The following is a 24,571-nucleotide window of genomic DNA, read 5'->3' on the forward strand; positions in this document are numbered from 1 at the left end:
CTTTGAGCGACCCAATCGGCTCCGGGCTTTGGACTTCATCTACGTCTGCGCTTGGCCGTCTACCCACTATCCATCGCCACCCTCCCCCTCATCGTCCTGCGCGGCCAACTCGCTCAACACCAGCGTTTCATGCGCGAGCACGGCCGCCAGCGAAAGCAGATGACTCTGCGCCTCTTCGGTGATGTTGCACAAGGAACCGCCGGCAGCGTTCTCGACCGCCACCGACAGCAGCGCGTTGAGTTGCGCGGTTTTTTCCGCGGCAAGGCTTAGCGGGCTTTCGGAAGGCGCGTGGGCCGTGAGGAAGGTGTCGCGCCCGGCGCGCTGGGCGGTGATGTTGTAGTGCGGATACCTATGCATCGGGCGCCCTCCGTTGGGAGGCGCGCAGGCGCTGGCAGAGGATGGCTGGCTTGGAGGATACGATTTGCCCGGGATGGGCGAGCGAAGACTGGGGCATGGGTGTGCCTCCTTCTTCACGCGGATTGATGGCGGATTGTTCACCTTTTTCCGCGGGCCGCTAAACCCGGTCGCTATGGTTGCAACGACCTGCGCAGTATAACGGCACGAAGTCCGCCCCAAACCACCCGCTTCAAAAGTCACAGTGCTACGCCATCGGTGGGTAGAAAACACCGAATCAACGCTTTCCAACCTTTAACTGCATATTGGGAAATAGCTGAATCTGGCGCAGCGACTCAGCGGCGCGCTGCACCGGCAGCACCACCTCCAATTCCTGCGCGCGGCGACGCTGTGCCGTAACCCACGGGGACTTCCTTCGTCCGCAACCCGACACTGGCAAGTCGGCGAAGGCGAGCCTGCGAACGCTGTGTAGGGTGAGATGGTTCCTCGATTTCATCTGATGGCGCTCATATGGTCAGCGCAGCGTTGCCAACCTGGTTCTGGACACCATCCTCAGGGGAAAGTGAAGGTGAATTCGGCGGAGCCTCCCGCATAGCCGGCCTTGACCTCGGCGTCGCTACCGGTGCGGATGTACTGCGCCGACAGCGGAAGCTTTGCTGTCCTGCCCGGCTTGTCGAGCGTCATCTCGTACTTCTTGGCAGCGCCCGGATCGCCATAGGCGATGCGCTCCCGGCTGCCATCCTCGCGCGTCATGATGATGCCGAACCCCTGGGCCAGGCTTTGCCCGCCCGGCGCGCTGAGCCGCAACACCGTCTTGTCTGCATTGGGCGGCGTCGCCTTGTCCCTGAAGCTGATCGTGGGCTTGGCGTTGGCCGCGCAATTGCTCAGGGCGATCTCGAAGTGCTTCGGCGGGGAAGTGTCGTTGAGCTTCTTGAACTGATTAATGGGGACACTCCCCAGATCGATCGGAATGATCTGATTGGCCACCACGTCGCATTTGTTTGGAATCGGGGGCGGAGGGCCGCCACCGATGCTGACGATGCCCGTGCTGTCGTAGGTAATGGACTGATGACATCCCGGGCCCAAGGTGGGCACCTGGAACGTGCTGCCCAGGCTCACTCCCACCGACTTCAGAAAATCCGCCGCATAGATCTTCACCTGGAGACCACCCGCAACATGGGTCACCTTGATCTCGCCCGGGGGGAGCGCATTCGGGTCCTTGGTCAGCACCAGGTACTGTTTGTAGCTGGCGATGGTGGACCCGGTCTTTATCCCCAGATTGGGCTGAAACAAGACATCGATCTTCTCGACGGCAAGCGGGTCGGCCTCTTTGCGCAGGGTTCTGGCGACACCGTCCGACGATAGTGCTTCCCACTTGAAGCCGATGCCGTCAATATTCGTTGGCACAATGCCATCCGCACCGACGGGCGGCCCGAACCCCATTGCCCAGTGGGCGCCCGTGACCAGATCGTGAGCGACCACTGCCGACGTCGCACCAAAGGTGAAGGACGTCGACAACGCGAACCGCCGCTCCATCAGGATCGTGCCGATGGCCGTACTGCTGGTCAGGGGATTGGTGACCGTCCACGGCTGGATCTCCTGCGGATTGGGGTTCGTGCAGTTGATGGCCATGCGGTTTTCAAATTGTGCCTGGGCGCTGCCGCTCACCAACCCCAGCATCAGCATTAGCGCGGCAATGAACAGGCGTACCGGTTGGCGCGCCGCCCGTGCAATCCCCGGCAGCCCGGCAATAGGCAGTAGATTCGTATTCATGCGGCTCTCCATCTCCCCCCCCTGTCTCGCCAGCCTTTCGAGGTGGCGTCAAAATCCATGGTGCGCGCGGCCGACAGGACCCGCCACCTGCGCCGCCAGCAACGCATATCCGTCCTTGTGTTCCATGGTGCGGTACTGAAATGCCCTTGCATGCCATGCCGAAACACGGCACGCAAGGGGCCTGCTAGGCAGGCAGGTCAGTGGACTGCTTCAGCAACTTACTGAATGATGGTGCCGTAGTTGATGCCGGCCTGCGGCAGCAGGGCAGCATTGCCGGAAACCCGGTTGCCTTGCATGAGACCGAAGTTCACACCGACCAGGCCACCATAGCTCTGGGCGTAGCTCGACACGAAGTCGACCTTGCCGCTGGCCGTCGAGTAATTGACTTCGCCCTGATTCAGGCCAATCAGGCCGCCCATCGTCACGTAGTTGCCACCGCTGACCGTGCCGGAAGCCGACGAAGCACTGACCGCGCCGTGGTTCTGGCCAACCAGGCCACCCACCACGCTGCGGCTTTCACCCTTGACGTTGCCGCTGGCTACGCCCGACACGATCGCGGCGCCATTGCTGGCGACGTTGGTGCCGACCAGGCCGCCGACAAAGCTGTTGGTGTTGGCATAGACTTCGCCGCTCGCTTCCACCGCCAGCAGGTTGCCGCCGTTGTAGCCGACCAAGCCGCCGGTGTGGCTGTTGCTGCCGCCCGAGGTCTTGCCTCGCGCCACCGAACTCTGGATGGTGCCGCTGTAGTTGCTGCCGACCAGGCCGCCCACGCGGTTGTTGGCGCCGCCGATCACGGCGCCGGTGGCTTCCGCGCCGAAGATGGTGCCGCCCTCGTTGCTGCCGGCCAGGCCGCCCACATCGATGCCCGAAGTATCCCTGACCAGGCCGCTGGTCTTGACATTGATCAGGCTACCGTTCCGGTTCTGCCCCACCAGGCCGCCGATGGCCGCGGCACCGCTGCCGTCTACGCGGCCACTGGTGCTGGCATCGGCAATCCGGCCGCCGCTGTCGTTGAGGCCAACCAGGCCACCGATCACGGCGTTGCTGGAAGAGCCTGTGTCGCCGGCGGAGAAGACGCGCTCGATGACGCCACCGTTGTTGTAGCCCACCAGGCCGCCCACGTTCAGGCCGCCGTAGTATGTGCCGACGGTGCCCCGGCTGGACGAATCGGCGATATAGGCGTTAGGCCCGGCGTTCAGCCCGACCAGGCCGCCCACGCCGCCCATGGCCGTGCGCTGCATGTATCCGCCGATCTTGGCATCCGACCTGCTGCGTGTCACTCTGCCCGCGTTTTCGCCGACCAGGCCACCGATCGATTGGGTCAGGTTGCTGCCGGACAGATTGGAGGCGCTCACCGAAGCGCGGTCGATGGAGCCGTCGATGAGGTTCTTCCCCACCAGGCCACCCATTGAATGGGCCCGCCCGCTGTTGCTAGACAGGCATACGCCAGTGGCGTTGACGTTGGAGATGGTGCCGGAATTCTGCCCCACCAGCCCGCCCAGCGCAGCGGCGCCGGCATTGCCAGACGTCGCGTTGACCGTCAACGCCGCCAGGCCGAGGTTGCTGATGCTGCCGGACGATGCCGAGAACAGGCCGGACAAAGGCCCGGTGCTGGTCACCTTGAGATTGCTCAAGGTATTGCCCAGGCCGTCGAAGGTGCCGTAGAACGTGCCGTAGTCGCCGCCGATCGACTTCAGGCTGCCGCCGCTGATCTTGTTGCCCAGCACGTAGTAGCCGCCCAGATTGTCGTTGATGCCCTGCAGCTGCGCGAGGTTCTGGATCACGCTATAGGAAAAGCCGTTCGACCTGAACGACGCCCCCGTCCCGGACAAGGTGACCACCGCGCCGTTGTTCAGGTTCAGCGAACGGCCATAGTTCAACGCCAGGCCGTTGCCAGCTCCGCTGAGCGTGACCTTGTTGTTCAGGTTGATATCCTTGGCGTCGCCGGCGGTCATGGCCAGGCTGGCGTTGACGCCGGTGGCGCTCAGCGCTCCGTTCACATTGACATCGCCAGCCGAGGTCAGCGTCAGCTTGTTGCCGCTTCTCCACTCGATCGGCGCGTTGACCGAAAGATTGCCAACGGTGCTGGCCAGCTCGATATTGGTGGTGCCGAGGTTGTGCGAGAGCGTGTCACTATATGCGGTAATTTCGCCACTGCCGGCGCTCTGGCCGACGTTGACATCCATCCCGCTGAGCTTCCAGGTGCCCGTCTGCCCGTTATTGGCCTGGGTGTTGACCTGGGTGCCCAACTGCACCTGCACATCGGCGCCGCGGGTCTCGATGGTGCCGCCGTTGCCCGGACCGGCCATCGCGCTGGCGTTCAGGTTGCCGGCCACGCGCACGACGCCGGCGCTGCCGCCGTCCAGCGTGATCTTGCCGGCATTGCCGCGCAAGGTCTTGGCCTCGATCATGCCCGTATTGTTCACCACCGCCTGCTGCAAGCTGCCGGCGGCACGGGCCGTCATCAGCACCTGGCCACCGTCGGCCTTGAGCAGGCCGCCGTTTTGCACCAGCGAGCCTACCAGGCCGCCATTCACCTGCAGGTTGAGCAGGTTGCTGGCGTCGAAGCTCACGGTGAAGTCATTGCCGGCGCCTAGCGCCACCCGGCCCATCTGCGCCTGGATAAGGCCAGTGTTGTTCACCGTCGTGCCCAGCAGCGCCACGCTGCCACCCGGCGCGGCGGTAATCCGGCCGGCATTGATGATCGACGCACCCGCGCCGCCGGCAAAGCGGTAGGTCCCGCTGTTGAAATCCGCGTTGGTGATGTCCTGCGTCGAGGCTACCAGACCGCCCACGTTGACCTGGGCGGTCTGCCCGAACACCATCCCGTTGGGGTTGACCAGGAAAACGCGGCCATTGGCATCGATCTGGCCCTGGATATTGCTGGCATTCGCACTGATCACGCGGTTGAGCGCGATCGAGTTGCTGTCGGGCTGGTTGAAGGTGACTCTCTCCCCCGCGCCAACGCTGAACCCGTTCCAGTTGATGATCAGCTTGTCGCTCGACTGGTTGATCGACATGTCCTTGCCATTGTTGAAGGACGCGACATTGCCGGTGCCCGATACGATCACATTGCCGGTCGGCAAGGCATGCGCCGGCGCAAGCGCCCCCAGCCCCAACAGTGCAACAGCGGCGGCAATCACGCGCCTGGCACCGCCAGACTTGCCGCGGCGGCGAGCCCCTTCGCTGGCGACGTTCCAGCATCCCTGGGCCTGATTCCAGACCAGTGCATAGCTTTTGTTCATATTGACCTCTTTCCTTGTTATTGAAATGCTGCAACGATCCCGGCAGCACGGGTACTGCACCGACACGGTCCACGGCGCGCTCAGAAGTACTGCGCGCCCTGAACCCAAAACCTGGGGCTGCGCACCGGCCCCCCGCTTGCGTCGCGCTGGCCCAGCGGCCAGGCCAGCGCCAGGCTGATCTGATGTCCCTGCCCGGCCCAGGCGCCACCGATGCCCGCCCCCGTCAACCGGCGCGTGTTGCGCTCCCTGGTCCAGGGCTGCTTGTTGGTGTCCACCACGCTCTTGTCCACGAAGGCGCTCAGCTGCCAGCCAGGGGCCGCCGCGTAGCGCAACTCCAGGCTGGCCTGCCAGCCCTGGTCGCCGCTGCCGGCGCCGAGCGCGTAGGCGCGCACGCCATAGGGCCCGCCCATGCCGAACTTCTCCGAGCCGTCCAGGTTGCCGGACGCCCATTGCGCATTGGCCTGGGCATAGAGCTGGAAGCGATTGCTCAGCCGCTGCAGGCGCGCCGCGCTCAGGTTCATCTTGCTGAAGCTGCCGCCGGTTCTCGCGCTGACCTGGTCGATGAACTCGGTGTACGGATCGTCGATGCGAAGCCGTCCCGTGCTGTAGCTCGCCGAGAACATGGTCTGCCCGCCGCCGAATACGTTGTCCTGGCCGTTGCCGTTCACGCCAGCGGTCCACAGCCCCACGCGCTTGCCGACGTTGCGCTCGAAGAGATCCATCTCGTCGCGCAGCCGCTTGTCGTCGTACTGCAGCTGGGCGCTCAGGTTGAAGGCGCGGCCGCGCAGCAGCGGCTGCGAGACGAAGACGCTGCGGATGCTGGCGCGGCCGTGCGCTTCCAGCACCGCGAAATTCTTGCCGAGGTGATAGCCCATATCCGAGTACGACACGCCCACGCGTGTGGACCAGGGACCGGCCGCCAACTGGTAGCCGGCGCGGTAGTAGCGCTGCCGCTTGTCGCTGCCAAGCACGCGCAGGCTCAACTGGTCCCCCAGCCGCAACGGGTTGTTCAGGTAGAAGCTGCCGCCCAGGCGGTATTCGCCGGTGTAGTAGCCGCCGTAGTTGTCCGCCTCCAGACTGCCGCCGGCCAGCGGCCCGGGCTCTGCCTCGACCAGCAGGTCGGTGGTACCGGGCTCGGTGCCGGACTGCAAGGTACCCTTGGCCTGGGCGCCGGGGATATCGTTGAGCAGCAGCAGGCTGCTTTCCAGTTCCGCGCTATGCACCGCCTCGCCGCGCCTGAGCCTCGACAGCGGCTGGCGCAGCACGCCGTCGAACGCGCGCGATTTATTCTGCAGCACGACCTGCCCGTACCTGCCCTCCATCACTTCGAGCCGGATCAAGCCATCTTCGATATCCTGCGGCGGCAGGAAGGCGCGCGCCAGCAGGTAGCCGTGCGCGTGGTAATACGCGGTGATGCGGTCCGCCGCCACGCGCAGGCCTGCGAGGTCCTGCTCGCTGCCGTTCAGGTCGCTCAGCAAGGGCAGCAGTTGCGCCGAGTCGAATACCTTGTTCCCGTCGATGCGAAAGCCCTGCACCTTCAGGCGTATCCCCGGGTCGGCGGACGCGGTGGGCACGCTGCGCTCGTCGGCCTTGGGCAGGTCCAGCTCCAGACTGGACGGCGCAGGGAGTTCCGGACGCACGGTCTCGAGATCGCGCATGGTCTGCCCGGCCCTGGGTATGCTGGGTACATTCGCCGCATTCGCCGCATTGGGCGCACCGGGCACCTGCGCATGCCCCGCGACCGGCAGCAGCAACATCAGGCCGACACCGCAGGCACGCAGCCCGAAGGCGCGGCGCGCGGCCCGGTCACCGACCGCCCGGCGGGCTTGTGCATAGGCATCGACATCGACATCGACATCGACAAAAGTTCCACGGCCAGCAGTCACTTGATTTCTTCTCATGGCAATCCATTCATTTCACGAGCGGCCCAATCGATGTGCATGCGCCGCTCTCAGCCCGATGGCGTTGGACTTCCTCATCGAGCCACCCATCAACCTGCGTCGAAACTACCTTTTGACATTTGCATTGCCGACGATCAGTTCGCCGCTGTCCCTGACGGCTTCGTAATGCACCACCGCCTCGTCCGAGGCGGCGCCCTTCAAGCCGGGCAGCGTGAACCGCGTGACGCCAAGCGGCGCGATGGTCTGGCCGTCCAGTTCCACCGATGCGCCCCCGCGCCCGACGGCCATCCGCGCCAGCGACACGTGGTAAGGCGTGGGGTTGCTTGCTTCCAGGACGGCGCCGCCCGCCTTGCCTGCATTGCCGAACGCCCATGTCACCTGCCCGATGGCCTCGTCCGCGGTGCCGGGCAATCCCGCCGGCCGGAACAGCAGCTTCATGCGCGTGCGGTAAGACAGGCGCAGCAGACTGGCGGTGTCCCCGGCCAGCGGCGGCACCTCCAGAAAGTTGATCCAGAACACCGACTCGCGATCCCCGGGCAGCGGCTCACCGGTGTAGCGCAGCCGGAGCACCGTCTTGCGCTCCGGGTCCAGCCTGAGCAAGGGTGGCGACAAGATGAAGGGCACGCTCAGCGTGGCCGGATCGGCATTGACCTCCCCCTGGTCCAGCCAGGCCTGGACCAGGATCGGGCTGTCGCCGGCATTGCGCAGCCTCACGCTCAGCGCCGACAGCTCGGCGGGGTAGACGAAGCGGGTGCCGATGATCGACAACGCCGCCAGCGCCCCGGCCGGCGCCAGGCAAAGCAGCAAGGCCAGCATGGCCCCAGCGCCGCGCCACCGCCGCTCGCAGCGCTGCCTGCGATCGCTGCCGCCCGCAATGATCGGATGGGTCATGCAGCTCGGCCTTCCCTGGTTCAGCATGCCGGCCGGATTGCCTTGCGCTGCCGTCCTGGTGCTCAACGGTTGCCCGGCTCCGGGTTGATTCGGCCTCACGGACGCGCCGCCAGCTCTTTGCTGCCCACGCCGCCGGCCGGCAATGGAAGGCATGGCAGGTCCAGCATCTCGTAGCCGCTGCGTTTGCCCTGCACGCGCGCGGGCAGCGTGTAGTCGATCACGCAGCGCTCTTCGGGCTTCTTGCCCCATTCGACGCGGATCGAGCCGCGGTCCTTCTCGGTGCGCACCACCAGGCGGCTGCCCTGGCCCACGGCGCCGATCGCCATGCCGCCTTCGGCATCGATGGCGGTGGCGGCGAAGGGCAGCAGTTCGCCATTGGGCATGCGGCTGTTGATGAGCACGGCGCGCGCCTTGCGGGTCTCGTAGGTGAGCATCACCACCGAGCCAGCGCGCGGCGCGACGCTGCGCGAGGTCACCTTCAATTCGACGTCGTCGGGGATGCCCTTGGGATCGACATCGATGCTGTTCAACTGATAAGGGATCAGGCTGGGTACGACCGCGTAGCCGCGCCGGTCCACGCTGGCGCCGCCGTAGCCGACCCGGGCGCCCTGCGCATCCGCCGCATGGACCACGCCGATGGTCTCGCCAAGGGTCTGTGCCATGGATATGCCGCCCGGATGAACGACCAGGCCGCCCTGCGCGCTGGCCGACGCCTGCCGATAGCCTTGACCCTGGCCAATGCTGGCGCCCAGCGTGACGTCAGACAGGCGCCAGTTGATGCTGGCGTTGCCCGAGGCGGCATTGCGCCGGTCGTCATAAGTGCCGGAGAGCGAGTACGAGCCCTTGCCCTGCTGGTCGATGATCCCCGAAACGCCGGAAGACACCTGCGTGCCGGCACTGTCGTCGTGCGTGACGAAGGCGTTCAGGACGGGAGCGCCGCGGGCGGACTTTCCCAGTGGAATCGACAGGTTGAGGCTGACCAGCGTGCTGCTGCCGCTGCTCGCTCCCCCATACAAGGCCCCACCGCCCCCCGCGTTCTGCACGCGCTGCACGGACACGGAATAGGTGTTGCCGCGCCACTGGTTGCTATAGCCCAGCGTGAAACTGAGCGCCTGGCCACGCTGGTTCCAGTACTGGAGCGAAGAGCCGTTGAGGTAGACATTGCCGCCGCTCGCGCCGAGCGTCTGGCTAATGTTGGCATCCACTCTGCTGCGCGTGCGCGCGAACGAATCGGCCGCCGCGCCGCGCTCGACGGCATCGTGCAGCATCAGCGCATCGCGCAGGCCAAGATAGCCACGCGTGGAATAGCGGTACGCCAGCAGCGAGAAGTTGGTACCGCTGTTCGGCAAATTCTTGCTGTACGAAACACGGAAGCTGGAGCCACGCAGGCTATCGCCGTTTGGCACGGCGGCCCTGGCCCACGTGACGTCGGCGCCAAAGCCACCGAAGCGCGTGTTGAGCGCCCCGCCCAGCAGCCCGGACACATAGTTGCTGGCGAAGGCCACACCACCGTAGCCGGTGACCATATTGTTGATGCCGTGTTGCAGCGTGCCCTGCATGACGTACTGTCCGCTGCCTTGCAGAGCGGGGTCGCTAGCCCTGCCCGCGGTCACGCTGTAGCGCGTGACACCGGGCCGCAACAACTGCACGGTGGTGGCAAAGGGCACCAGGAAGGTACGCGCCTGCCCGTTGGCCTCGGTCACGGTCACCTGCAGGTCGCCGCCGTAGCTGGCAACCTGCAGGTCATTGATCTCGAACGGCCCCGGTGCCACGGTGGTCTCGTAGACCAGGAAGCCGCGCTGGTGGACCGAGACCCGGGCGTTCGAGCCGGCGGTACCGCGCACCACAGGTGCGTAGTAGCGCTGCGTCTCGGGCAGCATGCGGTCGTCGCTGAAGATCTGCGCGCCGCGGAACGACACCGAATCGAACAACTCGCCGCTGGTCGAGCTCTCGCCGACCAGCAATTGCGAGCGCAGCTCGGGCAGATCGGTCTGGCCATAGATATAGCCACGCTGATAGCGCGTGCCAGTCGGCGCCGACCAGGTGACCGAGCCGTTGTGGCGCAATCGCAGCGGCCCGAGGTTTGCCCCCAGGTTCAGGCCCGCGTAGGCCTGGGTGGTGTTGCGTCCCTGGCTCTGCGTGGTGAAGACATTGGTGTTGTAGTTGAGGAGCAGCGCCGGAACGCCACTGTCCCAACGCTGCGGATCGACATAGTTCTTCGATGTGGTCAGCCGCAGATAGTATTGCGGCACGGAAAGATAGATCGCCTGCTCCGCCTGGTCGAACTTGAGTTCGGCGCCGGGAACATAGTTGCCGATGTCGGCACAGACCGGGCCTTCCGGCATCGGGTTGGGCGGCCGCGCGGGATCCTGGCCGCGCGCGCTCTTGCGCAGATCGACACCTGCGCGGGTGAGCAGATCGCGGTCGTAGCATGCCTGCGCGCTTTCCCGGCCCGCAACCTGCCGGAACTCGATATCCTCGGTGCCGCGCCATTGGCCATTGACATGCAGTTCGACGCGGTACTTGCCCGGCGCGACAATATCCAGCCGCTCGAAACGACTGGTATCGATCGTGATGCCCTCGGTGCCCTGCGCCAGCATGTAGGAGTCGAATATCACCCGTTTGCCGTCCAGGGCGGACAGCAGCCGCGGCTCGGGCCCGTTTCCATCGCTGCCGGCACTTCGCGCGCGCTCCGGGTCACCATCCTGTGCCCCTTTACGTTCCTGCGCCGGGGTCTCGCCAATCGGCGCGCCAAGATCCATGGACTGGCGCGTCCCCGCGCCCTGCCCACCCACAACGGTCGCCGCCGCCCAGGCGGCAGGCGACATCGCGATCGCCGCCACGGCGCCGATCAGGCGAGGCGCAAGGCGCCCCGGCCTGGAGGCCGGCAGCGCAGCCACGCTGCCGGCGCGAGCCGGGCCAGCGGGTTGAACAAGGCGAACTGAGGATTGCATAGACCGACGAATTTGTCCTATCTGCGGAAGCTGGAGGCCGCTGTGCAACGGACACAGTGAAAGGAATCGGGACAGGCGTGCTTAGCGGCTAATTTGCCAATGCCTTCTCTTCCGTGTACCGGCCACCGTAGTCGTTGATGACTTCGTATCGGACCAGGGCACCGGGGTGATTTCCGGGCTTTGCTTCGGGTAGCACAAAGGTCTCCTTGCCGAGCGGGGCCACCATGCCACCACCCGCGGCGACAAACTTGCCCTCCAGCCTGGCGTCGACCCGGCCAAAGGAAACGTAGTAGGGCGTAGGGTTGCTGACCTCCACGGCAAGCTGCTTCGCCGTCTTTCCGGCCGGCCCCTGGCCATCCACGGTGACCAGCTTCCAGGCAAGCTTGCCGGGAGCGGCATCGACGTCCTTCAGTTGCACAGGCCGGAAGAAAACCTTGATACGGCTGCGGAAGGCGAACAGAAGCGCATTCTCGGCGTCCTCCTTCTTCGAGGGCACCTCCAGCACATTGAGCCAGAACACCGTCTCGCGGTCGGCCGGCAGTGGTTCCTGCGTATAGACGATACGCAGCACCGCGCCCTTGCTCGGCTCTACCCGGCCCACCGCCGGCGCGAGCATGAAGGGAACGCGGACTTTCTCGGGCGGCATGTCCGGCTGGCCATCGTCCAGCCAGTTCTGCACGAGAACGGGCTCGCTGCCGATGTTGTTCAGCCTTACGGTAACCTCCCGGGCATCGGACGGGAATACCAGTCGCGTACCCTGTATGACAATGGAAGCCTGCGCCACGCTGGCGCAGGCGGCGAGCGCCACGACACCGGCGGCAAGAAGTGAAGAGATGCGAGCGACCGACGTCATGGCATTCCTGGCAATGAAACCTGGCTCGATTTAGTAGTAGGCCATCGTGTAGCGGATGAACGAGTTACCCGCACCCGCAGTGACGGCGGCAGCGGTCTGGACATAGGCTGCGCTGTAGGTCAGCGTTGCGGTGTTGTCCGCGATCGTGGCCACCTGCGGGTTCGTCTGAGCCAGGTGCAGCGGGATCTTGCCGGTGGCCTTGTTGCCGTTGTCGCTGATCTCGATCTGCACGCCCTTTGCCGCAGCGGTGCCCTGCAGGATCAGGTTGCCGGTGGCGGGATCGATGTTGGCGGAGCCCGTATCAAAGGAGATAGAGGCCTTCGTTTTATCCTTGCAGGCCGTGCCGCCGCCCAGCACCAGGCTGAACGGTACTGCGGGAGATTTCGTGCCAACGGCGGTGAAGATGATCGGGTCCACGCTGCCCAGATCCACGGTGGTGCGGTTGTTGGGCCCGGCCGGCTTGCCGTTGATGGTGCAGGTCACGTCCGTGATGGAGCCGGTGAAGTCCAGATGGCCGTCGAACGCATGCGACAACGAGGGAGCCATGGCGGCCATGACCACACAGCCTGCTGCGAGAGAACCGAGAACAGTACGTTTCCCGAGAATAGTACGCTTCATGTGATTTCCTTCTTCCGTTGGTAATGGGGCAATGCATCAAACTATTAGATGCACCCAGGTTTAAATGCAGGTCCACAGGGGACCGATGCACCGGCTTCCGAATCGAACCGCACCCTGCCTGACGCATTCCACGCCAGAGGCAGTCACGGAAAGATACGCAATGGCACTGAGGCCACTCGACGGTGACCAAATCATAGATCTCATGAAATAAAATAAGCCCAAGACAATTCTTGTTTTTCTGAAAAACAATTAAATCAATACCTGGATACTTCAAGCCCTATCGTCATAGGAAAGTCGAAGCCCCGCCTCGACAGCATGCGGCCGGTCACTAGTGGAATCTGGGCACAGCGGGCTGTGAGCATGCGCGGACTCGCCTTCACGCTCGTATTTTTTGGTGCGAATGGACAACGAGCCGGGGCGCGCGGGCGGACAAAGAATTCCAGGGGCTGGATCTCAGCGATCCAAGGCGGGATCGACGTGCAAAGGCGCTGCGCGAACGGCTTGCGGCCAGGCCGACGGCAAGCATTCGGGGCGCGTGTGATGGATGCGTGGAGACCACCCATCACTACCTATCGATTTCCCGCCGACGAGGAGATCGAGTGAGTGCGCCCTGCCGGGCGCACCATAAAAAAAACCGCAGCACCAGGCTGCGGTTTGCTGCGGTTTTTTTTGCACCGGGGAAAAAGCCCCGGCCAGGCAAGTGCTACCGCCCGATCAGATCTCTTCGTACAGCGGCAGCGTCAGGAACTCGGCAAAGTCCTCCGACGTGGACATCTGCTCGAAGATCTCGCCGGCGCGGTCATACGTCGTGGTGTCGCCACCGACGAAAGCCTTGACCTTGGCCAGCTCTTCCGGGATCAGCGCACGCACCATCTCGGCGGTCACCTTGCGGCCGTCTTCCAGCTTGCCCTTGGGCGAGCGGATCCACTGCCACACCTGCGAGCGCGAGATTTCGGCGGTGGCGGCGTCTTCCATCAGGTTGTGAATGGGCACGCAGCCGTTGCCTGCCAGCCAGGAGCCGAGGTAGTGGATGCCGACGTTGATGTTCATGCGCAGGCCGGCTTCGGTGATCGGGGTTTCCGGCTGGAAGTCCAGCAGGTCCTTGGCCGCCACGTTGACGTCGTCGCGCTGCTTGTCGAACTGGTTGGGCTTGTCGCCCAGCACGGCCACGAATTCCTTCATGGCCGGCTCGACCAGGCCCGGGTGAGCCACCCAGCCGCCGTCGTAGCCGTCGGTGGCGTCACGCTTCTTGTCGTTGATGATGCCTTGCATGGCGATGGCGTTCTTCTCCGGATCGTTCTTGATCGGGATCAGTGCGCTCATGCCGCCGATGGCGGGCGCGCCGCGCTTGTGGCAGGTCTTGAGCAGCAGCAGTGCGTACGAGCGCATGAACGGCGCGGTCATGGTGACCTTGGCGCGGTCGGCCAGGCAGAAGTTCTTGTCGACCTTGAACTTCTTGATGCACGAGAAGATGTAGTCCCAGCGGCCAGCGTTCAGGCCGGCGCTGTGCTCGCGCAGCTCATACAGGATTTCTTCCATCTCGAAGGCGGCCAGGATCGTTTCGATCAGCACGGTTGCCTTGACGGTGCCTTGCGGCAGGCCGATTTCGTTCTGGGCCATGACGAAGACGTCGTTCCACAGACGCGCTTCGAGGTGGCTTTCCATCTTCGGCAGGTAGAAGAAGGGGCCGGCGCCGCGAGCGATCTGTTCCTTGGCGTTATGGAACAGGAACAGCGCGAAATCGAAGATGCCGCCGGAAACACGCTGGCCGTCGATGGTGACGTGCTTCTCGTCCAGGTGCCAGCCGCGCGGGCGCACTTGCAGCGTGGCGATCTTGTCGTTGAGCTTGTAGTGCTTGCCGTTGGAATCCAGCGTGAGGGTGCGGCGCACGGCGGCCTTGAGGTTGACCTGGCCCTGCAACTGGTTGTACCAGTTGGGGGTGTTGGAGTCCTCGAAGTCGGTCATGTAGCTGTCCGCGCCGGAGTTGAACGCGTTGATGACCATCTTGGCTTCGACCGGGCCGGTGATTTCCACGCGGCGGCAATGCAGTGCCGGCGGCACCGGCGCGACCTTCCAGTCGCCTTCGCGCACGCTCTTGGTCTGCGCAAGGAAGTCGGGCAGCTCGCCGGCGTCCAGGCGCTTGGTGCGCTCGACGCGGGCAGCCAGCAGTTCCTGGCGGCGCGGCTCGAAGGCGCGGTGCAGTTTGTCCACCAGGGCCAGGGCCGCCGGCGTGAGGATGTCTTCGTAGGCCGGCAGGATTTCGCCGGTAATCTTCATGCCCGCAGGCAGCGTGATGGCCATCAGTGTTCTCCTGTGATCGATGGTTGATTTAAGGTGCCCGCCGTCAAACCGCCGCACCTTGGATGCGGACGAATTCGAGCAGGTCATTCATGTCGTGCCCGGTGCCGGAAGGGCTCACATCGAGCCGCTCCGCCGGATGACCGGCACGGTTGATCCAGAACGTGGTGTAGCCGTACCAGGTGGCGCCGCAAGCGTCCCAGCCATTGGACGAGACGAAGAGGATCTCCCCTGCCGGCACGCCAAACGCCTTGGGGCCCAGCGCGTAGGCCTCGGGCGCCGTCTTGTACATGCGCACCGCGTCGACCGACAGCACGTGGTCGAACAGCCCGTGCATGCCTGCGCTCTTGACCGAGATATCCAGCATCTGCGGATTGCCGTTGGAGAGAATGCCCAGCGGCAACCCGGCTGCCCGCAGGCGCTTGAGCGCGCCGAGGTTTTCCGGGAAGGCCGACAAGCACGCGTATTCCTTGAGCAGCTGCGCCTCCAGGGCCGGGTCCAGCTCCAGTTGCAGGCGCTCGGCCGCATAGCGCAGCGCATCCACCGTCAGCGCCCAGAACGGCTTGTAGTAGGCGCCGTCGGGCGCGGCCATCGAGCGGATGCGGGTGTAGTCGATCTGACGCTCGCGCCACAGCAGCGCCAGCGCCTCGCCCTTGCCCGGAAACAATTGCTCCGCGCGCGCGGTGACGGAATACACGTCGAACAGCGTGCCATAGGCATCGAAGACGACTGCGCGGATCTTTTGCATGAGCTGGAGCGGTTCCTTTGGACAAATCCGACAAACCCGGCATACCCGGCAGGCCAGCGCCACTGCGTGGGCCTGTACACCAATGAATGCATAGCATTGTAGGGAGACGTTGCAGTGCGGCAAAGTCGGTCGGGGTCACTTGATCTTTTACTTTTACCCCACTAATCTTCGCTAACGGTGTAAAGATAAGGCACCAAATCCACCCCATTGCCTCACCCACTCCTTGCTTTGGGCGGCATGAGGCACAAAACTGGCGAGCTTCGTGGATCATTTCAAACAATTGGAGACATTCGTCTCGGTAGCCGCGCGCGGCAGCCTTTCGGCGGCCGCGGCGGCTGAAGGCGTGGCGCCGGCCATCATCGGCCGGCGCATCGATGCGCTGGAAGAGCGCCTGGGCGTCAAGCTGCTGCTGCGCACCACGCGCAAGATCAGCCTGACCTTCGAAGGCTCGGCCTTCCTGGAAGACTGCCAGCGCATCCTCAACGACCTGCACAACGCCGAGGCCAGCGTCTCGGCGGGCGGCGTCAAGGCCAGCGGCCACCTGCGCGTGACCGCGCCGGCGGGCTACGGACGCAAGCACGTGGCGCCGCTGGTGCCGTTGTTCATCGAATCGCACCCGGACGTGACCATCACGCTGGACCTGTCGGACCGCGTGGTGGATCTCGTCAACGAGGGCTTCGACTGCGCCATCCGCCTGGGCGACCTGCCCGACTCCAGCCTGGTGTCGATCCGCCTGGCGGAGAACCGGCGCGTGGTGGTGGCGTCCCCCGATTACCTGGCGCGCCATGGCGTGCCCGCCCTGCCCGAGGATCTCACCCGTCACAACTGCCTGGCCTTCGGCGCCAGCGCCAACGTGCAGCGCGGCTGGGCCTTCCAGCAGGAAGGCCGCGCGGTCACGGTCAAGGTGGGCGGCACCATGGAATGCACCGATGGCGCGGTGCTGCACGCATGGTGCCTGCATGGCCACGGGCTGGCATGGCGCTCCTGGTGGGAAGTCGGGCTGGAAATCGCTAGCGGCCGGCTGGTCACGGTGCTCGACGAGTTCCAGGCGCCACCCATCGGCATCCACGCTGTCTTCCCGCAGCGCAAGCACCTGCCGCTGCGGGTACGGCTGTTCATCGACCACCTGAAGAACACCTATGGGAACCCGGCCTACTGGCGCCGCGCGGAACAGGCATCTGCCGCCGGCAAGCCGCAACTGGCGGTCAATTCCTAGTTCGATTTGATTTAGGGCAATGCCGCATGCGCCACCCCTGCCTACAATGAAAGCTGACAGGTGCCGTGCGGCCTGCCTCCGTCCAAAGGTAAATCCGGTCCATTCGCCCCAAAGGAGTCCAGCATGTTCAAGCACATCCTGCTACCCACCGACGGTTCGGAACTGTCCAAGAAGGCCATCGACGGCGCGCTGGAGCTGGCCAAGACAATCAACGCGCGGGTCACCGCCTATGTCTGCCTGGAGGAGTATCCCTACACGCCGTTCAGCGAGATCGTGGTGGAGGCGCCACAGGCCTTCAGGGACCGCATCGAAAGCCAGGCCAAGCTATACCTGAAGGAAGTGGAAACCGCCGCCCGGGCCGACGGCATCAGCTTTGACGCCGACATGTCCACCTTTGCGGTGCCCTACCTGGGCATCATCGACGCGGCCGAGCGCCATGGCTGCGACGTGATCTTCATGGCCTCGCACGGCAGGCGCGGCTTGTCGGGCTTGCTGCTGGGCAGCGAAACCCAGAAGGTGCTGACGCACACCGACATCCCGGTGATCGTGTATCGCTGAGCGCGCCCTGGCGACAGACAACGAACGATAAACGACAAAAAGGCTGGCCACCCCGAACAGGGCAGCCAGCCTTTTTGCCTGCCCGGCCCGCCTATGCGGCAAGGCCGGCCCGGATCAGCTGCCCTTATTGATACGGTCTTCGATGTGCTTGGCGCGGTCGTCCGAGCCAGGGTGCGACGAGAACATGCTGGACTTGCCGCCATCGAGCTTGGCCAGCTTCTGGAACGCCGTGACCAGGCCGCGGGTATTGGCCTTGTTCTTAGTCAGCACGTCGAACGAGTAGTCGTCGGCGGCGCTTTCCTGCGTTTGCGAGAATTGCGCGTTGATCAGTTGCTCGCCCATTTCGCCCAGTTGCGAGGCCGACAGCGCAGCCACCGTGCCACCGGCGGCGGCCAGCGCGCCGCGCGCCGCCATGGCGGTGTACGCCACCTGCATCTTGTTCTTGGTGTGGCCCAGCGCCACGTGGCCCAGCTCATGCCCCACCACGCCGCGCACTTCGTCGTCGGTCATCATGTCCATCAGGCCGCTGTACACGCGCACGCAGCCGTTGGCCATGGCCCAGGCGTTGACGTCCTTGGTCAGGTAGACCTTGGCGTTGACGCTGGGCAGGCCGCTCGACTGCAGGCCCGCCATGATCTTGGTCAGGCGCTTGTTGTAGGTGCTTCCAGGGGCCGCGATCTTGTTGGCCTTGTCGAGCTCGGCGCAAGACTGGTCGGACATGGCCTTGACGTCGCCATCGCTCAGCGAGGCCGCCTTGAACAGCGAGGTGCCGGCGCCCATCATGCCGTCGACATTGGTGCCGGCACAGCCGGCCAAGGCAGCGCAGAGCGCGACGATAGCGGCCAGGGAAAGTTTGTGCTTCATGTTTGTTGCCTTCTTGGGATCGACACCGGCCGGGTTGCTCGCCAGTGACTTGAGTGGAGATGTGCCGGCGGCTGGCCGGCGACCTGCGGTGTGGCGCTGCTTACACACGGGCAGCATCATATCGCCTATAACATCTCAATCGGCACACAAATGACATAATTGCTACAGACACAATTTTTAACATTCTTCGCAGGCCGACCCCAAAAAGCAAAAAACCGCGCCGTCCCTGAGAGGGAGACGGCGCGGCGCCTAATTGAGGGGCGTGATGGTCGCACGCCCTTCAAGATGACCGGCTATCGGGCCAGTCAGCCATTCAGCCATTCAGCTTTTCGATCTCGCGATCTGAAGCCTCAGGCTACTTTCTTGTCGAAGAATTGTTCGTCTTCGGTCGAACCCTTGAGGGCGGTCGTGGACGACTGGCCGCCTTCGATGGTCTGGGTCACGGCGTCGAAGTAACCGGTGCCGACTTCGCGCTGGTGCTTGACGGCGGTGAAGCCCTTCTCAGCGGCCGTGAACTCATTTTCCTGCAGTTCGACGAATGCGCTCATATGGTTGCGGGCATAGCCGTAGGCCAGGTTGAACATCGAGTAGTTCAGCGAGTGGAAGCCGGCCAGCGTGATGAACTGGAACTTGTAGCCCATGGCGCCCAGTTCCTTCTGGAACTTGGCGATGGTGGCATCGTCCAGGTTTTTCTTCCAGTTGAACGACGGCGAGCAGTTGTAGGCCAGCATCTTGCCCGGGAACTTGGCGTGAACAGCTTCGGCAAACTTCTTGGCGAATTCCAGGTCAGGCTTGCCGGTTTCGCACCACACCAGGTCGGCCACTTCGGCGTAGGCCAGGGCACGGGAGATCGATTGCTCGATGCCCGGCTTGACGCGGTAGAAGCCTTCCACCGTGCGCTCGCCGGTGCAGAACGGGCGATCGCGCTCGTCCACGTCGGATGTCAGCAAATCCGCGGCCTCGGCATCGGTACGGGCGATCACCAGGGTCGGCACGCCGGACACGTCGGCGGCCAGGCGCGCGGCGGTCAGCTTGGCAACGGCTTCACGCGTCGGCACCAGCACCTTGCCACCCATGTGGCCGCACTTCTTGACCGAAGCCAGCTGGTCTTCGAAGTGAACGCCGGCAGCGCCTGCGTCGATCATCGACTTCATCAGTTCGAAGGCATTGAGCACGCCGCCGAAACCGGCTTCGGCATCAGCCACGATCGGCGCGAAGAAATCAGTATCGCCCTTGCCTTCGCTCCACTGGATCTGGTCGGCGCGCTGGAAGGTGTTGTTGATGCGGCGCACCACTTGCGGCACCGAGTTGGCCGGGTACAGCGACTGGTCGGGGTACATTTCGCCGGCCAGGTTGGCGTCGCCTGCGACTTGCCAGCCCGACAGGTAGATGGCCTTGAGGCCAGCCTTGACCTGTTGCATGGCCTGGTTGCCGGTCAGCGCGCCCAGCGTGTTGACGAACGGCTCGGTGTTCAGCAGGTGCCACAGCTTCTCGGCACCGCGGCGGGCCAAGGTGTGCTCGATCTGCACGGAGCCGCGCAGGCGCACGACGTCATCCGCCGTGTAGTGACGCGCGACGCCCTTCCAGCGAGGATTGGTATCCCATTCTTTTTGCAGGTTCTTTGCTTCGGTTTCGCGGGACATTTCACTCTCCTAGTGTGTAGGGCGGGGATGGCATTGGAAACTTGCGACAGGCTTGGCGGACTGTGGTGCCGACTTGCCGACCGGGGCACTTTCGGGGGTGTTTCGGCGGCGCTGCTCTGCTGGCCTCGCCACCCCTGTTTTTTGCCGCTCAGGTCATGTGTCTTATATAAGAGTGTAGGGAAACACCTCGCGTCGCAACAGCTCGGAATGCAATCCTTGTTTAGTTTTTTTCTCTTTTATAATCAATAATTTACAATATATTTTTCACGATGCGGCAAGCAATCTTCCATCATGAGAAATGCCCGTTGTGCTACGCATCACCATTTTTTGCCGCGCAGAACAGCTTTCCGCATTATGAAATTCCGGGATTTGGCGCCATCCGTGCCTGCCGCAATGCCAGCGACTCGGGGCCACCATCGATATGCCCGGCCAGGTCGCGCACCATCGCCGCCATGCCGGCGGGGTCCGCCAGCGGCAGCCAGTGGCGCGCGCAGACCTCCCGGCGCCACCAGCGCTCCACCCAGCGCGACAGATCCTCGGACAGCGCCGGCCTGACATAGCGATCCAGCAGCGGCACGATCACCTGCACCGGCGCGTGCGCGTGGCGCTCGCCCGGTGAAAGCAGGCGCGGCAGCATATTGGCGCGGTACAACGCCAGCCCGTGACGGCCGTCCGCGGCCTGGGTGGGGTTGGGATCCGCCTCGATACCCTCGGTCCGTCTCAGGTAAAGCGGCCAAGCGCGGCCCATCCAGAGCCGCCAGCTCAGCTCGGGCAGCCACGGCAGGTGGAAGATATAGATATACCAGGACGAGGCCATCTGCCGCAGCGAGCGCGAAAGCGCCGTGAACGACAGGCGCCGGTTTCCCCGCATCCAGTGGCCGACATGGTCCAGGCAAGGCCCGGAGCACGACGTGAACGAAGCGATGCGGCCGCGCAGGCGTGGCTCGGTGACAAACTCCCAGCACTGGATCGAGCCCCAGTCATGGCCGACCAGGTGGACGGGCGCATCGGGAGAAACGGCGTCGATCACCGCGCTGAAATCTTCCGCCAGGCGCTCCAGGCGATAGGCCGCCATGCCCTTTGGCGCCGAAGAGCTGCCGGCGCCGCGCACATCGTAGGCCACGACATAATAGTCATTGGCCAGCAGAGGCGCCACGCCGTGCCAGACCGCGCTGTTGTCCGGATAGCCGTGCACCAGCACCATGGCCGGGTGCGCGGGATCACCCCAGGTCTTGATGGCAAGCCGCACGCCGCCGGACTGGACGAATCGCTGGTTGGGAAGGGAATGGGGAGCGTGCATGCTTAACCATGACATCGGACGATGGAATGGTTGCCGATGCTACGCCAAGACCGGCCGCGCGGCGAGCGCGCGGCATGGCGTTTCAAACGCAAGCGGACTAACGGGCTAGCGGGCGCGCCGGTAGGCCACCCAGTCTCCGGATGCAATGCGCGGCAGGCCCGCGACCGCGTCCTCGCCCACCGGGTAAAGCAGGCAGGTGACGGCTTGACCGCCAACCGCCACCACGCGCTCCTCGCGCACGAACAATGAGGCCTGGCCCGGATAGACCTCCTCGATCTCGTCGAGCACCGGCACCAGCGCGGCATCGACCTCGTACAAGTCGCCGGCCACGCCGGGCGCGGCGGCATCCAGCACCAGCCCGGGATACGTGCCGAAGTCATAGAGCCGCCCCGCCACGGCCGCGCTGCCGATCAGGCGCGGCGCGGCAATGCCGTGCCTGCGCGCGGCCGCGTTGAGGTCGTTGACTTCGCCCGCGCGCAGCGTGCCATAGACAAAGACCACCGGCATGCTCAGCCCTCCAGCTTGGTGTCCGCCACCAGCACGCCATCGGCGTCAACATAGATCCAGTTGCCGGGTCGCACCACGGCGCCGGGCATTTGCACCGTGCCCTCGCGCTCGCCCACATTGCGCCTCTGGCTCTTTTGCGGATGCAGGGCCAGGGCGCGCACGCCGATGTCGCACACCGCAAGCTCCCCGCTGTCACGCACGCAGCCATTGACGAGGATGCCGGCCCAGCCGTTCTTCTCGGCCAGCACGCCGAGGTTGCCGCCCACCAGCGCGCAGCGCAGCGAGCCGCCGCCATCGACCACCAGCACGCGGCCGTTGCCCGGTGATTCAACCGCCTCGCGCACCAGGGAATTGTCCTCGAACACCTTGAGCGTGGCCGCCGGGCCAGAGAACGCGGCGCGCTTGCCGAAATGCTGGAATACCGGCGACAGCACGCGCAGCGAGCCGTCGGCCAGGCGCGCCTCATTGGCATCGCACAGATCAGTGGTAGCAAAGCTCATGAAGGACTCCCGAATCGGAAAAGTGGAAATTGGATGAGGTACGGGTGCGTGCGTCAGTCCGTGTCAGCCGGCGGCCGCCCGCTTGCCTGCCACCTCGCGGCGGGAGCGGTTGCCATTGCCAACCGTGACAGCGGTGAAGATCGCCAGCATCTGGAAGGCGCCGATCATGAAGAACACCCAGCTCGGCCAGTGCGCGTCCATCAGCATGCCGAAGAACAGCGGCCCGCTGGCCAGGCCGATATCCAGGCCAGAGTAGACCACGCCATAAACCCGGCCCGTGGCGCCGGCAGGCGCTGCCGCACGTACCAGCAGGTCGCGCGAAGGCCCAGCCGTGCCCGCGCCAAAGCCGATCACACCCATCAGCACCGGCACCATCACGGCCGGCAGCACGCCCAGCCCCACCACGATCGCGACCAAGCCCGACAGCGTGAAGCTCATTGCGATCAGGCGGTCGTGGTTGCTGGTGCGTCCCGCGGCAAAGCCACCCACGATCATGCCGCCCGCGCTGCATAACATATAGACGGTGTACGACGCCGTGGCGAGCGTCAGCGGCATGGCGTAGAGCTGGGTCAGCGCGGTCGGCGCGAAGCTCTGGATGCCGGAAAACGAAAAGGTGGTGACGAGGAAGAAGGCCCAGCAGATCCACACTTGCGGCAGCTTCAGGAACGCCAGCATGCTGCCGCCCGCCTTGGCCGTCGCGGTGGCCGCCCTGGGCGCCGCGCCGGCGCCAGCGCGGGGATCCAGCACATGCCGAAAAGCCAGCAGCACGGCCAGCGCGCCAAAGGCCACCGCCGAGGCGCTGGCGAGCGCGGTGCGCCAGCTGCCGAGCTCTGCAATGGTGACCAGGAAGATCGGCGCCGCGGCCCAGCCTAGGTTGCCCGAGATGCCATGCACCGAGAACGCATGCCCCAGCCGCGGCTGGGAAACATGCTTGTTGAGCAAGGTGAAATCGGCCGGATGGAACACGCCGTTGCCAATCCCGGCAACGCCCGCGCCAAGCAGCAGCATCGCGTAGCTCGGGCTGATCGACAGCAGCAAGGCCGCCGCGCCCAGCAGCCCGAGGCCGCCAAACAGCACCGGCGTCGCGCCAAAACGGTCCACCACGAAGCCCGACGCGGTCTGCACCACGGCCGACACGGCAAAGAACACCGTCATCAGCAAGCCCAGCTCCGCATAGCTCAGGCCGAACTCGGCCTTGATCCACGGGAACAGGGGCGCCAGCAGCAGGTGAAAGAAGTGGGAAACGCCGTGGGCCAGGCCGACCAGGCCGATGACCTGGGCGTCGTGGCGCAGCGGATTGCGAACGGGATCGAGGGTGGCGGCAGTCATCGGGCGGCTATCAGGCTGGGCTTGGCATGGCGCGCCGGCCATGCTGCCAGGCTCAACAGGCGCGCTGCGAATACCGCATCATAGAGTAAAACAACCCGTGACAGGGGTGCCCTGCGCGTTACATCTGTTTAAACAGATAGGCGTACTGACGCGCCACCGGCAAGGTTTCAGAGCGATTGCGCAGCTTGAGCGCGAGCCGCCCCAGCGACTGGTTCACGGCACTGGCCACGCAGTCGATATTGACCACCGTGCCGCGATGGATCTGCCAGAAGCGCTCGGGGTCGAGCTGCTGCGACAGCTCGCGCAGGCTGGTGCGGATCAACGCCTCGCCGCTGGCGGACACCACGTTGACGTACTTGTCCGTCGCCTCCAGGTAGATCACCTCATCCACCGGAATGATGCGGATCTCCTGGCCGACCAGCGCCTTGATAAAGCGCAGGTAGCCATGTTGCGGCGCGCCCGCCGGCGCATGCTGCCCGGGGCCACCGCCTGGCTCCATGGTCTCCAGGCGCGCCAGCAATTGCGCCAGGCGATCGGTATCGAGGGCGGCGCCGCCCTCCTCGCTGGCCTGCGCCTGGGCCGCCAGCCTCGCCTTGAGGCGGTGCACCGTGGCCTCCAGCCGCTCGGGCTGCACCGGCTTGAGCACGTAATCGACCGCCTCGCGCTCGAAGGCTTCCAGCGCGAACTGGTCGTATGCCGTGACGAACACCACCAGCGGCGCCGGATCGAACTCCATCAGCTCGCGCGCCACGTCCATGCCGCTCATGCCTGGCATGCGGATATCGAGAAACGCGACCTGGGGGTGGTGCTGGCGGGCCGCCTCCAGCGCGGACACGCCGTCATGGACCACGCAGACGATCTGCGCCTCGGGCCAGAGGCTGGACAATTCGGCATGCAAGGCGCGCGCGAGCAGCGGCTCGTCGTCGGCGATCAACAGGGTCGGGGCCATGGAAACGGAAGTAAGGGGCGGATGGGTCGATGCAGTCTAAGCAGTCGATGCAGTCTAAGCAGTCGAAGAA

General features: G+C 64.8%; 19 protein-coding genes and 1 pseudogene. 3 read left to right on the forward strand and 17 right to left on the reverse strand.

The features are described from left to right. Positions 1–66: 66 nt before the first annotated feature. The 8 genes from AC1RQC_RS01510 to AC1RQC_RS01545 form a co-directional block, all read right to left on the reverse strand. Positions 67–357 (reverse strand): hypothetical protein, encoded by a 291-nt coding sequence (locus AC1RQC_RS01510; RefSeq protein WP_416048823.1) that lies wholly within the window; start codon positions 355–357, stop codon positions 67–69. Positions 358–906: 549 nt separating this feature from the next. Beyond that, positions 907–2,127, reverse strand: coding sequence for a fimbrial protein (locus AC1RQC_RS01515; protein ID WP_492882318.1), 1,221 nt, complete (start codon positions 2,125–2,127; stop codon positions 907–909). A 218-nt stretch (positions 2,128–2,345) separates the two neighbouring features. Beyond that, positions 2,346–5,372, reverse strand: a complete 3,027-nt coding sequence (locus AC1RQC_RS01520) for a two-partner secretion domain-containing protein (RefSeq protein ID WP_492882319.1) — start codon at positions 5,370–5,372, stop codon at positions 2,346–2,348. Positions 5,373–5,452: 80 nt separating this feature from the next. Then, on the reverse strand, positions 5,453–7,273 hold the full coding sequence (locus AC1RQC_RS01525; RefSeq protein WP_492882320.1) for a ShlB/FhaC/HecB family hemolysin secretion/activation protein: 1,821 nt from the start codon (positions 7,271–7,273) through the stop codon (positions 5,453–5,455). Between the two features lie 105 nt (positions 7,274–7,378). Next, complete coding sequence (locus AC1RQC_RS01530; protein WP_492387166.1) at positions 7,379–8,164, reverse strand: fimbria/pilus periplasmic chaperone; 786 nt, start codon at positions 8,162–8,164, stop codon at positions 7,379–7,381. A gap of 95 nt (positions 8,165–8,259) precedes the next feature. Then, entirely contained in the window at positions 8,260–11,118 is a 2,859-nt protein-coding gene (locus AC1RQC_RS01535; RefSeq protein ID WP_492882321.1) for a fimbria/pilus outer membrane usher protein, read from the reverse strand. 88 nt (positions 11,119–11,206) lie between these two features. Then, positions 11,207–11,971, reverse strand: coding sequence for a fimbria/pilus periplasmic chaperone (locus tag AC1RQC_RS01540; RefSeq protein WP_492826410.1), 765 nt, complete (start codon positions 11,969–11,971; stop codon positions 11,207–11,209). A gap of 30 nt (positions 11,972–12,001) precedes the next feature. Continuing rightward, the gene (locus tag AC1RQC_RS01545) at positions 12,002–12,589 is read right to left on the reverse strand and encodes a fimbrial protein (RefSeq protein ID WP_492371650.1); all 588 of its coding nucleotides are present in this window, start codon (positions 12,587–12,589) and stop codon (positions 12,002–12,004) included. Positions 12,590–12,975: 386 nt separating this feature from the next. Between AC1RQC_RS01545 and AC1RQC_RS01550 the strand changes: the two are divergent. Continuing rightward, positions 12,976–13,134: pseudogene (locus tag AC1RQC_RS01550) on the forward strand (IS4/Tn5 family transposase DNA-binding protein); the annotation flags it as partial. A gap of 169 nt (positions 13,135–13,303) precedes the next feature. On the opposite strand, the gene aceB reads toward AC1RQC_RS01550, so the two are convergent. Further along, positions 13,304–14,890, reverse strand: coding sequence for a malate synthase A (gene aceB, locus AC1RQC_RS01555; RefSeq protein ID WP_492882322.1), 1,587 nt, complete (start codon positions 14,888–14,890; stop codon positions 13,304–13,306). Positions 14,891–14,933: 43 nt separating this feature from the next. Further along, positions 14,934–15,635 (reverse strand): haloacid dehalogenase type II, encoded by a 702-nt coding sequence (locus tag AC1RQC_RS01560; RefSeq protein ID WP_492371649.1) that lies wholly within the window; start codon positions 15,633–15,635, stop codon positions 14,934–14,936. A gap of 262 nt (positions 15,636–15,897) precedes the next feature. Between AC1RQC_RS01560 and AC1RQC_RS01565 the strand changes: the two genes are divergently transcribed. Together AC1RQC_RS01565 and AC1RQC_RS01570 are read left to right on the forward strand one after the other, a co-directional pair. Then, entirely contained in the window at positions 15,898–16,851 is a 954-nt protein-coding gene (locus AC1RQC_RS01565) for a LysR family transcriptional regulator (RefSeq protein WP_492882323.1), read from the forward strand. A gap of 123 nt (positions 16,852–16,974) precedes the next feature. Then, complete coding sequence (locus AC1RQC_RS01570; protein WP_006161942.1) at positions 16,975–17,409, forward strand: universal stress protein; 435 nt, start codon at positions 16,975–16,977, stop codon at positions 17,407–17,409. 114 nt (positions 17,410–17,523) lie between these two features. Here AC1RQC_RS01570 and loiP read toward each other — a convergent pair whose 3' ends face one another. The 7 genes from loiP to AC1RQC_RS01605 all read right to left on the reverse strand — a co-directional run bounded on the left by loiP (position 17,524) and on the right by AC1RQC_RS01605 (position 24,501). After that, positions 17,524–18,273: a metalloprotease LoiP gene (loiP, locus tag AC1RQC_RS01575; protein ID WP_150983571.1), complete on the reverse strand. Its 750-nt coding sequence runs from the start codon at positions 18,271–18,273 to the stop codon at positions 17,524–17,526. A 350-nt stretch (positions 18,274–18,623) separates the two neighbouring features. Beyond that, positions 18,624–19,916: an isocitrate lyase gene (gene aceA, locus AC1RQC_RS01580; protein ID WP_416048836.1), complete on the reverse strand. Its 1,293-nt coding sequence runs from the start codon at positions 19,914–19,916 to the stop codon at positions 18,624–18,626. A gap of 352 nt (positions 19,917–20,268) precedes the next feature. Further along, complete coding sequence (locus AC1RQC_RS01585) at positions 20,269–21,216, reverse strand: alpha/beta fold hydrolase (RefSeq protein ID WP_492371648.1); 948 nt, start codon at positions 21,214–21,216, stop codon at positions 20,269–20,271. 105 nt (positions 21,217–21,321) lie between these two features. Further along, entirely contained in the window at positions 21,322–21,723 is a 402-nt protein-coding gene (locus AC1RQC_RS01590; protein WP_492371647.1) for a gamma-glutamylcyclotransferase family protein, read from the reverse strand. A 2-nt stretch (positions 21,724–21,725) separates the two neighbouring features. Then, complete coding sequence (rraA, locus tag AC1RQC_RS01595) at positions 21,726–22,223, reverse strand: ribonuclease E activity regulator RraA (RefSeq protein ID WP_492371646.1); 498 nt, start codon at positions 22,221–22,223, stop codon at positions 21,726–21,728. Between the two features lie 63 nt (positions 22,224–22,286). Then, on the reverse strand, positions 22,287–23,552 hold the full coding sequence (locus AC1RQC_RS01600; RefSeq protein ID WP_492882324.1) for an MFS transporter: 1,266 nt from the start codon (positions 23,550–23,552) through the stop codon (positions 22,287–22,289). 118 nt (positions 23,553–23,670) lie between these two features. Further along, entirely contained in the window at positions 23,671–24,501 is an 831-nt protein-coding gene (locus tag AC1RQC_RS01605; protein ID WP_492882325.1) for a LytR/AlgR family response regulator transcription factor, read from the reverse strand. Between the last annotated feature and the right edge of the window lie 70 nt (positions 24,502–24,571).

The sequence above is a fragment of the Cupriavidus sp. GW822-FHT03E04 genome, from assembly GCF_058801495.1.